This window comes from Variovorax sp. FG153, from assembly GCF_057809595.1.
Genome location: NZ_JBMDKG010000092.1, coordinates 1 through 12,095, shown reverse-complemented (window position 1 = coordinate 12,095; position 12,095 = coordinate 1). Strand labels below are relative to the sequence as shown.

The window sequence follows — 12,095 nt, the reverse complement described above, 5'->3', positions numbered from 1 at the left end:
GCCAGGCCCACGCGGCTCTCCGGGCCCACGCCCATTGCGATGAGACGGTGCGCCAAGCGGTTCGCGCGTGCGTTCAGCTCGCCGTAGCTCAGTTGCAGCTCGCCGAAGACCACCGCCTGCGCGTCGGGGCGTGCCGCCGCCTGGCGCGCGATCAGCCGGTGCACCGGCTCGGCGCCCTCATGGCGCCGCGGATTCTCGCTCCACGCGGCAATCTGCGCGCGCTCCCCGGCGCCGAGCAGCGCCACCGCGCCGGCGGCCTGCTGCGGCGCGTCCACGAGTGCCCGCAGCAGCGCCAGGTAGTGCCCCGCCATGCGCTCGATGGTCGCGGCATCGAACAGCTCGGCGGCATAGTTCAGGCTCGCGCGCACCCGGCCGTCGGCGCTCTCGAAGGTGTCGAGCGTGAGTTCGAACTGCGCGGCCTTCTCGCCGAGCTCGTGCTCGGCCAGGGCCAGGCCCGGCAGGCTCTCCAGCGCACCGAAGTCGGTGCGCTGGTGGTTGAACATGACCTGGAACAGCGGGCTGGTGCCCAGGCTGCGCTCGGGCTGCAGCGCCTCCACCAGTTGCTCGAACGGCAGGTCCTGGTGCGCCTGCGCGCCCAGCGCCGCGTCGCGCGCCTGGCGCAGCGCCTGCAGCAGGCTCGCGCGCTCGTCGATCAGGTTGCGCTGCACCTGCGTGTTGACGAAGAAGCCGATCACGCCCTCGGTCTCCACGCGATGGCGATTGGCCACCGGCACGCCCACGCGGATGTCGCGCTCGCCGGTGTGGCGGCTCAGCAGCACCTGGAAGCCCGCCAGCAGCGCCATGAACAGCGTCGCGCCCTCTGCCTGCGCGCGCTTCTGGAGCCCGGCCACCAGCTCGCTCGGCAGCTCGAACCGCGCGAGCGCCGCGCGGTAGCCGCCCTCGGCGCGCCGCGGCCGGTCCACCGGCAGCTGCAGCACCGGCTGCCCGTCGCCGAGCTGCTGCGTCCAATAGGCCAGCTGGCTGTTCTTCTCGCCGGCCTCGAGCCAGTTGCGCTGCCACACGGCGTAGTCCGCGTACTGGATCGGCAGCGTGTCTTCGGCGCCCGTCTCGCCGAGCACGCGCGCGCGGTACTGCGCCACGAATTCGTCGACCACGATCTGCATCGACCAGCCATCGGAGACGATGTGGTGCATCACCACCACCAGCAGGTGCTCGTCCGCCGCCATGCGAACCAGGCCCACGCGCAGCAGCGGTCCGTGCGCGAGGTCGAAGGGCGTGCGGCCCAGGCGGCGCGCGGCCTCGTCGGCCCGCGCCGCGCGCTGCGCCGGCTCGACCTCGCCGAGATCCACCCGCTGCAGCTCGAAGCCGCCCGCCTCGAGGATCACCTGCTCGGCCAGCCCGTCGGCATCGGCGCGGAACACGGTGCGCAGCGCCTCGTGGCGCGCCACGATCGCCGCGAAGCTCGCCTGCACGGCCTCCACGTTCAGTGCGCCCTTCAGGCGCAGCGCGCCGCTGATGTGGTAGGCCGTGCTCTGCGGATCGAGCTGCCAGAGGAACCACTGGCGCAGCTGCGCGTAGGAAAGATGGCAGCGCCCGCGCGCCGACGCGTCGCGCGCCAGGATCGGGAACTGGCCGATGCTCAGGCCCTCGGCGCGGATCTTGTCGTAGACGGCGCGGCGTTGTTCCGGGCTCAGGCGGGAAAAGCGCTCCGCGATGCGGCGAGTCGCCGTGGTTTCCATCAAGCTGTCTCCATGCTGTCGATGAACGAGTCGATGTCCAGCAGCGCCTCGTCGGTGGGTTTGCCCCGGCCCGCCTGCGCGATCAGCGCGGCCATGCCGGCCAGGGTCGGGTTCGGGAAGATGTCCTGGATGCGCAGCTCGGCGCGCAGCGCGGACTGCACGCGCGAGGCGACCTGCACGGCCAGCAGCGAATGGCCGCCGAGTTCGAAGAAGTTGTCGTGGCGGCCCACGCGCGCGGCGCCGAGCAGCTCGCGCCAGATCGCGGCCAGCGCTTCCTCCAGCTCGCCCTGCGGCGGCTCGAAGGGCCTGTCGCTCGCGTACTCGGCCTCGGGCAGCGCCTTGCGGTCCACCTTGCCGCTGCCGTTGAGCGGCAGCCGCTCGAGCACCACGATCGCCGACGGCACCATGTAGTCGGGCAGCGCCGCGGCCACGCGCTCGCGCAGCGCGGCTGCATCCGCCTCGCGGCCCGCGTGCGATGCGACGTAGGCGACCAGCCGCGCGCCGGCCGCGTCCTCGCGCGCCACCACCACCGCCTCGCGCACCTCGGGCTGCGCGAGCAGCTGCGCCTCGATCTCGCCGAGCTCGATGCGATAGCCGCGCACCTTGACCTGGTGGTCGAGCCGGCCCAGGTACTCGAGCTGGCCCTGCGCGTTCCAGCGCACCAGGTCGCCGGTGCGGTAGAGGCGCTGGCCGTCGTGCGCGGCCACGAAGCGCTCGGACGTCAGGCCCGCGCGCCGGTCGTAACCGCGCGCCAGGCCGACGCCACCGATGAAGAGCTCGCCCGGCACGCCCGCGGGCGCGGGGTTCAGCGAGGCATCGAGCACGCGCAGCTGCGTGTCGGCGATCGGCCCGCCGATGCGTGGCCGTCCGTCGACCCGCACCGCGGCCGACCAGATGGTGGTCTCGGTCGGGCCGTACATGTTCCACAGCTCGACGCCGCAGGCGCGCAGGTCGTCGGCGAGGTCCGGCTGCAGCGCCTCGCCGCCGCACAGGCCCTTGAAGTTCGGCAGCGCGCTGCCCTTCCAGCCGGCGGCGCGCAGCAGGCGCCAGCCCGCGGGCGTGGACTGCAGCATGGTCGCGCCGCTGCGCTCCATCAGCTCGCCGAGCGCGCCGCCGCTGCGCACCACGTCCCTGGAGGCCAGCACCAGCCGGGCGCCCGACAGCAGCGGCAGGTACAGCTCCAGCGCCGCGATGTCGAAGGACAGCGAGGTCACGGCGACCAGCACGTCGTTGGCCGAGAGACCCGGCGCCTCCTTCATGCCGAGCAGGAAGTGGCCGAGCGCCCGGTGGCGCACCATCACGCCCTTGGGCCGGCCGGTGGAGCCCGAGGTGTAGATCACGTAGGCCAGGTGCTCGCCGCTCACGGCCACGCGCGGGTCGTGCGCGGGCTCGCCCGAGAGGTCGAGCGTGTCGAGCGCCAGCAGCCGCAGCGCCCCGGTGCCGGGCACGCGCAGGTGGCTCTGCGTGAGCAGCAGCGCGATGCCGCTGTCCTCGACCATGTAGGCCAGCCGGTCGGCCGGGTACTCGGGGTCGAGCGGCACGTAGGCGCCGCCGGCCTTCAGGACCGCCAGCACGCCCACCACCATGTCGATGGAGCGCTCCACCGCGATGCCCACCTTGGTGTCGGGACGCACGCCCAGCGCCACCAGGCGATGCGCGAGCCGGTTGGCGCGCGCGTCGAGCTCGGCATGGCTCAGCGACTGCTCGCCGAAGACCAGCGCGACGGCCTGCGGCGTGCGCCGCGCCTGCAGTTCGATCTGCCGGTGCACCGGCGGCACCGCGTCGTGGCGCCGCGCATTCGTGCCCCAGGCCTCCAGCGCCTCGCGCTCGACGGCGGGCATCGGCACCAGGTCGGCGGCGAGCGCGGCCGGCCGGCCGTCGTCGGCCGCCAGCGCCTGCACCACGCCCTCCAGTGCCGCGAGCACGTAGCCGCAGACACGGCGCGCGTCGACATCCTCGTGGATTTGCGCCGCGAGTTCGAAGCCCTCGCCGAGGTCGTCCACCGACAGGGTCACGGGGTAGTTGGTGCGCTCCTCGCTCGCGAGCACGCGCACGCCGTCCCACACCATGCCCTCGGCGGCGTCCGGCCCGGCCTCGCGCCGCGGGGCGTAGCGGTAGTTCAGCATGGCCGAGAACAACGGCGCACCGCCCTGCAGGCCGCTGCAGCGCTGCGCGAGCGACAGCCGCGCGTGCTCGTGCTGCAGCAGGCGGGTCAGTGCTTCGTGCATGCCCGCGAGGCAGGCGCGCAGGTCGCGCGCGCCGAGCCGCATGCGCACCGGCAGCGTGTTGATGAACAGGCCCAGCGCGCGGCCGGCGCCCTCGCCGCCGTCCATGCGGCCGAACAGCACCGTGCCGAACACCACGTCGTCCTTGCCCGTGGCCTTGGCCAGCACCAGTGCCCACGCCAGGTGGAACAGCGTCGCCGCGCTCACGCCGTGGCGCTGCGCCTGCCGGCGGATCGCGCGGGCCAGCGCGGCATCGAGCACCTGGCGCGCCTCGACGATGCGCGTGCCGTCGCCCTGCACGTCGAGCAGGCCGAAGGGCGCGGTGGGTTCGTCCACGTCACCCAGCATCTCGCGGAAGAAGTCCTCGTGCTCGGCCTGGCTCACGCCCAGCCGCGCCTGCGCCACGTAGCGGCGGAACGGCACCGGCTCGGGCAGTTCGGCCGCGCGGCCCTGCTCGATCAGCGCGATCTCCTGCACCAGCAGCTCCAGCGTGGTGTGGTCCACCACCATGTGATGGGCGGGCAGTTGCAGCAGCCAGCGGCCCTGCGCGGCATCGTGCGCCGCGAGGGCGTGGATCATCGGCGCCTCGCGCACGTCGATGCGGTGGCGCGCGGGATCGACCCGCGCCTCGAGGCGGCGCGCCACGTCCATGCCGGCCTCGTCCGCGCCGGGTTCCTCGAGCCAGCGCAGCTTCAACGCCGCCTCGCGCAGCACCACCTGCACCGGTTCGGGCAGTCCTTCCCACAGCACCGCGGTGCGCAGGATGTCGTGCCGCGCGATCACCCGGTCGAAGCTCGCGACGAAGCGCTCCAGCCGCTCGCGGCTGTCGAAGCCCAGCAGGTGCGGCGTGACGTAGGCATCGCCCTCGGCCTGCAGCAGGTGATGGAACAGGATGCCTTCCTGCAGCGGCGCGAGCGGATAGATGTCCTGGATGTTCGAGGCGCCACCGGGCACCGCGGCCTCGATGCGCGCGATCTGCGCCGCGTCGAGCGCGACCAGCGTGAGCATCCCCGGCTCGATCGCGGCGCAGCCCGCCGGGATGCCGTTGGGCGGCACCACGACCTCGGCCGGCGCCGTGTCCTGCGACTGCACGAGCGCCTGCGCGAAGGCCTGCAGCCGCGGCTGCTCGAACAGGGTGCGCACCTGCACGGACCAGCCGAGGGCGCGCAGCTTCTCGAGCAGGCCGAGCGCGAGCAGCGAGTGGCCGCCGAGCTCGAAGAAGTTGTCCTGGCGCCCGACACGCGGCACGCCCAGCAGCTCGGCCCACAGCGCGGCCAGTCGCGTCTCGACCTCGCCCTCGGGCGCTTCGTGGGGGCGCTCGGCGGCGAAGGCCGGCGCGGGCAACGCCTTGCGATCCACCTTGCCGTTGGCGTTGAGCGGCAGCGCGTCGAGCACCACCAGCACCGCGGGAACCATGTGGTCGGGCAGGACCGCGCCGAGGCGCTCGCGCAGCGCCGCGACGTCGATCGCGTGGCCCGCCCGCGCCCCGAGGTAGCCCGCGAGCTGCGCGCCGCCGGGCCCTTCGACGGCCAGCACCACGGCCTCGCGCACCTCCGGCTGCGCGAGCAGCTGGGCCTCGATCTCGCCGGGCTCGATGCGAAAGCCCCGTACCTTGACCTGGTGGTCGGCGCGTCCGAGGTACTCGAGCTGGCCGTCGGCGTTCCAGCGCACCATGTCGCCGGTGCGGTAGAGGCGCCGGCCGCCCTCGGCGGCGACGAAGCGCTCCGCCGTCAGGCCGGCCCGGTTCAGGTAGCCGCGCGCCAGCCCCTGGCCGCCGAGGTAGAGCTCGCCGGCCACGCCGGGCGGCACCGGGTTCAGCGCGGGATCGAGCACCAGCGCGAGACGGTTGCCGACCGGCCGGCCGATCGGCGCGTAGTGGCTGCGGGTCTCGCCCACGCGCCACGCGGTGGGCCCCACCACGGCCTCGGTCGGACCGTAGGCATTGACCAGGATCTGCGCGCGCACCCGCTCGCGGGCGCGTTCCACGGTATCGCGCGGCCAGCCCTCGCCGCCGACCATGCACAGCCGCAGCGGCAGCACCTCGTCCGCATCCTCCAGGCTGCGCACCAGGGCGCCCATGTAGGGCGTGGGCATCACGACCGAGTTGACGCGCTGCGCGCGCATCTCCCGCAGCACCTCGGCCACGGTCTGGCGCCGTGCGTCGCACAGCACCATCGCGCCGCCGGTGCTCAGGGTGGCGAGGAAGCGCTCCTGCGCCGCGTCGAAGGAGATCGACAGCAGCGCCATCTCGCGGTCGCCGGCATCCATGCCGTTGGCCCGCGCGACCGCGCGCACGTGCATGGCGATCGGGCCGTGCGCCACGGCCACGCCCTTGGGCTGGCCCGTGGAGCCCGAGGTGTAGATCACGTAGGCCGCGTTCGCCGCGTGCAGCGCCGGGCGCGGGTCGTGCGCGGGTTCGTCGTCCAGCGCCAGCGTGTCGAGCGCGAGCACCGGCCACGCCTCGCCCGCCGGCAATGCCGGGGCCGAGCGGCCGTGCGTGAGCAGCAATGCGATGCCGCTGTCGCGCAGCATGTGGGCCAGGCGCTGCGCCGGATAGTCGGGGTCCATGGGCACGTAGGCACCGCCGGCCTTGAGTACCGCGAGCAGCGCGGTCACCGCCTCGGCGCTGCGCTCCATCGCGATGCCGACGCGCCGTTCGGGCCCGATGCCGAGCGCCGCGAGGCGGTGCGCGAGACGGTTGGCGCGGCGGTTGAGTTCGCCGTAGCTCAGCACGCGCTCGCCCTCGACGACCGCCGGCGCATCGGGCCGCGCCCGCGCGTGCGCCTCGAACAGGCGGTGGACGAAGCCCTCGCCTTCGGCATCGACGGGCGCGTCGGCGCCCCAGGCAGCCAGTTGCTGCCGTTCGCGCGCGCCCAGCAGCTCGACCTCGCCGACGCGGCAGGCCGGCGTCTCGGCCAGCGCGCGCAGCACGGCGGCATAGTGGCCGGCCATGCGCTCGACGGTGCGCGGCTCGAACAGCTCGCGCGCATAGACGAAGGCCACGCTCAGGCGGCCCTGCGCGTCCTCCATGGTGTGCAGCGTCAGCTCGAACTGCGCCTTCTGGCTGCCGAGCGGGAAATCCTCGAGCGCCAGCCCCGGCAGTTGCGCCAGCGGCTCGGTGTTGCTGCGCAGGTGGTTCATCAGCACCTGGAACAGCGGCGTGTGGCCGAGGCTGCGCTCGGGCTGCAGCGCTTCCACCAGTTGCTCGAAGGGCAGGTCCTGGTGCGCCTGGGCCTGCAGCGAGGCCTCGCGGACCTGCTCGAGCACCTGCTGCAGCGGCAGCTCGGCGCGCAGCGCGCCGCACAGCACCTGGGTGTTGACGAAGAAGCCGACCAGGCCCTCGGTCTCGGGATGGTCGCGGTTGGCGATCGGGACGCCGACGCGGATGTCCTCCTCCGCGGTGTAGCGGTGCAGCAGCACCTGGAAGCCCGCGAGCAGCGCCATGAACAGCGTGCCGCCATGGGCCTGCGCGCGGCGGCGCAGCGCTTCGACCAGCTGCGGCTCGAGCACGCTTGCATGGCGGGCGGTGCCGTAGTCGGGCACCGCGGCGCGCGGATGGTCGGTGGGCAGCTGCAGCACCGGCTGCCGGCCGCCGAGACGGGCCTGCCAGTAGTCCAGCTGCCGATCGCGCTCGCCGGCCTCGAGCCAGCCTCGCTGCCAGGCCGCGTAGTCGGCGTACTGGACCGGCAGCGCGCGCGTCGTGCGTGCCTCGCCGAGCACGTGGGCGCGGTAGTGCGCGACGAACTCGTCGATCATGACCTTCATCGACCAGTCGTCGGACACGATGTGGTGCATGACCAGCATGAGCACGTGCTGCGGCGGCTCGCCGGCGGCGCTCATGCGGATCAGGCCCACGCGCAGCAGCGGTCCGTCGGCCAGGTCGAAGGGCGTCTGCACGAAGCGGCGCGCGATGGCCTCGGCCTCGTGCTCGCGCCGCGCGGGCGCCGTCGCGCCGAGGTCGAAGGTCGGCAGCGCCAGCGCCATGCGCGGCAGGACGTGCTGTTCGCCCTGTCCGGCCGCATTGCCGCGGAACACGGTGCGCAGCGATTCATGGCGCGCGACCAGCGCCTCGAAGCTCGCGCGCACGGCCGCGGTGTCGAGCGGGCCGCGCAGCCGCAGTGCCCCGGGCACATGGTGCGCGGAACTCGTGGGATCGAACTGCCACAGGAACCACAGCCGCTGCTGCGCGTGCGAGAGCGGGAACACCGCGACGCCATCGGCTGTCGCGCGCGGCAGGGCCTGCATCCGCATCGCGGGCGCGCTTGCCGCGGGACCGGCCTCGGCCGCGCGGGCCGCGAGCGCGCGCAGCGCCTGGTGCTGGAACAGGTCGCGCGGCGTGAGATGCAGCCCGGCCTTGCCGGCCTGCGCCACGACCTTGAGGCTCAGGATCGAATCGCCGCCGAGCTCGAAGAAGTTGTCGTTGCGCCCCACGCGCTGCACGCCCAGCACCTCCGCCCAGATACCCGCCAGCGCCTGCTCCACCTCCCCCTCGGGCGCCTCGTACGCCCGCTCGCTCGCGAACTCCGCCTCCGGCAGCGCCTTGCGGTCCACCTTCCCGTTCGCATTCAGCGGCAACCCCTCCAGCACCACCAGCGCCCCCGGCACCATGTAGTCCGGCAGCACCGCCCCCAGCCGCTCGCGCATGCGCGCCACGTCCAGCACCTGCCCCGCCTGCGCGCTCACATAGCCCACCAGCCTCGTCCCGCCCGGGCCCTCCTTGGCCACCACCACCGCCTCGCGCACCTCCGGCTGCGCCAGCAGCTGCGCCTCGATCTCCCCGAGCTCGATGCGGAACCCCCGCACCTTCACCTGGTGGTCGATGCGGCCCAGGTAGTCCAGCTGCCCTTCCGAGTTCCAGCGCACCAGGTCCCCCGTGCGGTACAGCCGCCGGCCATCGGCCGCCGCCACGAAGCGCTCCGCCGTCAACCCGGGGCGCCCCAGGTAGCCGCGCGCCAGCCCCGCGCCCGAGACATGCAGCTCCCCCGCCACCCCCACCGGCACCGCGTTCAGCTGCGCATCCAGCACGCACAGCCCCAGGTCCGCGATCGCCGTGCCCACCGGGCTGCGCTGGCCCGCGAGGTCCGCGCGCGTGATGCGCCGGTACGTCACGTGCACCGTCGTCTCCGTGATCCCGTACATGTTGATCAGCCGCGGCGCCTCGTCCCCCATCCGCTCCATCCACGGGCGCAGGCTCTGCGGCTCCAGCGCCTCGCCGCCGAAGATCACCTGGCGCAGCGCCAGCCGACCGGCCGCCGCCTCCAGCCCCGGCGCGTGCACCAGCTGCCCGAAGGCCGAGGGCGTCTGGTTCAGCACCGTCACGCGCTGCTCGCACAGCAGCCGCAGGAAGTCCTCCGGCGAGCGGCTCACCCAGAACGGCACCACCACCAGCCGCCCGCCCGTGCACAGCGCCCCGAAGATCTCCCACACCGAGAAGTCGAAGGCGTACGAGTGGAACATCGTCCAGGTGTCGCGCTCGCCGAAGTCGAACCACTGCCGCGTCGCGTCCAGCAGCCGCGTGACGTTGCGGTGGCACAGCTGCGCTCCCTTGGGCCGCCCGGTGGAGCCCGAGGTGTAGATCACGTACGCCAGGTGCTCGCCGTGCACCGCCACCCCGGGGTCGGTATCGGGCTCGTCCGACAGATCCAGCGTGTCCAGCGCCAGCACACGCAGTCCCTCGCACCCCGGCACGCTCAGGTGGCTCTGCGTGAGCACCAGCGCCACGCCGCTGTCGGCCACCATGTAGCTCAGCCGGTCCGCCGGGTACTCCGGGTCCAGCGGCACGTAGGCGCCGCCGGCCTTCAGGATCCCGAGGATCCCCACCACCATCTCGATGGAGCGCTCCACCGCCAGGCCCACGCGGCTCTCCGGGCCCACGCCCAGTGCGATGAGCCGGTGCGCCAGGCGGTTCGCGCGTGCATCGAGTTCGCCGTAGCTCAGGTGGTGCTCGCCGAAGACCACCGCCTGCGCGTCGGGGCGCGCCGACGCCTGGCGCGCGATGCGCTCGTGCAGCGTCGCCTCGCCCGCGAAACGGCCGCGCGGCGCGCCCCAGGCGGACAGCTGCGCGCGCTCGGCCTCGCCCATCAGCGCCACGGCGCCGACGGCCTGCGACGGCGCATTCGCGAGCGCATCGAGCACCGCGAGGTAGTGGCCCGCCATGCGCTCGATGGTCGAGGCATCGAACAGCTCCGACGCATAGCGCAGGCTGGCACGCACCTGGCCGTTCATGTCCTCGGAGGTGTCCAGCGCCAGCTCGAACTGCGCGGCCTGTGCCTCGAGTTCGTAGTCGCCGAGCATGAGGCCGGGCAGCCCCTGGAGCGCGCGGAAATCGGCGCGCTGGTGGTTGAACAGCACCTGGAACAGCGGGCTGGTGCCCAGGCTGCGCTCGGGCTGCAGCGCCTCCACCAGCTGCTCGAACGGCAGGTCCTGGTGCGCCTGCGCGCCCAGCGCCGCGTCGCGCGCCTGGCGCAGCGCCTGCAGCAGGCTCGCGCGCTCGTCGATCGGATTGCGCTGCACCTGCGTGTTGACGAAGAAGCCGATCACGCTCTCGATCTCGGGCCGGTGCCGGTTCGCGACCGGCACGCCGAGCCGGATGTCGCGCTCGCCGGTGATGCGGTGCAGCAGCACCTGGAAGCCCGCGAGCAGCGCCATGAACAGCGTGGCGCCCTCGCCCTGCGCGCGCCGCCGCAGCGCCGCCACGAGTTCCGCGGGCAGCGCGAAGTCGTGGCGCACGGCGACATAGCGGCCGTCCGCGCGGCGCGCGCGGTCGGTGGGCACCTGCAGCACCGGCTGCGCGCCGCCGAGCTGCGCGGTCCAGTAGGCGAGCTGGCGCTCGCGCTCGCCGGCCTCGAGCCAGCCGCGCTGCCAGGCGGCATAGTCGGCGTACTGCAGCGCCAGGGCCGGCAGCGCGAGCGGCTGGCCGAGCACGCGGGCGCGATAGCGCTCGACGAACTCGTCGACCACGATCTGCATCGACCAGCCGTCCGACACGATGTGGTGCATCACCACCACGAGCAGGTGCGACTCGGCCTCGATGCGCACGAGGCGCACGCGCAGCAGCGGGCCTTCGCCGAGGTCGAAGGGCGTGTCGCTCAGCGCGCGCGCCTCCTGTCTCGCGCGCGCCTCGCGCGCCTCGCGGCCGGCCACGTCGCGCAGGTCGACCAGCGCGAAATCGAGCGGGCCCGGATCGAGGATCCATTGCTCGGCCAGGCCCTGCGCGTCGGCGCGGAACACGGTGCGCAGCGATTCGTGGCGCTGCACGATCGCATGCAGCGCATCGCGCACGGCCTCGGCATCCAGCCTGCCGTCGAGCCGCAGCGCGCCGCTGATGTGGTAAGCGGTGCCGCGCGGATCGATCTGCCACAGGAACCATTGGCGCAGCTGTGCGTGCGACAGCGCGAGCCGGCCGCCACGCCGCGCGGCGGGCAGCGCGGTGATCGCCGGCGCCTCATGCGCCGATGGCTGCGCGGCAGCCCCGACGGCATGCGCGAGCTCCGACAGCAGCTGGTGCGCGAGCATCTGGCGTGGACTCGCGCGCAGGCCGGCGCGATGGGCGCGGGCCACGACCTTGAGGCTCAGGATCGAATCGCCGCCGAGCTCGAAGAAGTTGTCGTTGCGCCCCACGCGCTGCACGCCCAGCACCTCGGCCCAGATATCCGCCAGCGCCTGCTCCACCTCCCCCTCGGGCGCCTCGTACGCCCGCTCGCTCGCGAACTCCGCCTCCGGCAGCGCCTTGCGGTCCACCTTCCCGTTCGCATTCAGCGGCAAGCCCTCCAGCACCACCAGCGCCCCCGGCACCATGTAGTCCGGCAGCACCGCGCCCAGCCGCTCGCGCAACCGCGCCACGTCCAGCACCTGCCCCGCCTGCGCGCTCACATAGCCCACCAGCCTCGTCCCGCCCGGGCCCTCCTTGGCCACCACCACCGCCTCGCGCACCTCCGCCTGCGCCAGCAGCTGCGCCTCGATCTCCCCGAGCTCGATGCGAAGCCCGCGCACCTTCACCTGGTGGTCGATGCGACCCAGGTAGTCCAGCTGCCCTTCCGAGTTCCAGCGCACCAGGTCCCCCGTGCGGTACAGCCGCCGGCCATCGGCCGCCGCCACGAAGCGCTCCGCCGTCAGCCCGGGGCGCCCCAGGTAGCCGCGCGCCAGCAAGCCTCCGCCGATGTACAGCTCC

Annotated in this window: 2 protein-coding genes; both read right to left on the bottom strand. The window is 73.7% G+C overall.

Annotated elements, in window-relative coordinates:
- The coding region (locus tag ACODT0_RS42030) for a condensation domain-containing protein (protein WP_489044007.1) at positions 1-1,700 on the bottom strand (1,700 nt) is incomplete at its 3' end.
- Positions 1,700-12,095, bottom strand: a 10,396-nt coding sequence (locus ACODT0_RS42025; protein WP_489044006.1) for a non-ribosomal peptide synthetase, incomplete at its 5' end; no start/stop codon positions are given. The genes ACODT0_RS42030 and ACODT0_RS42025, both read right to left, overlap by 1 nt.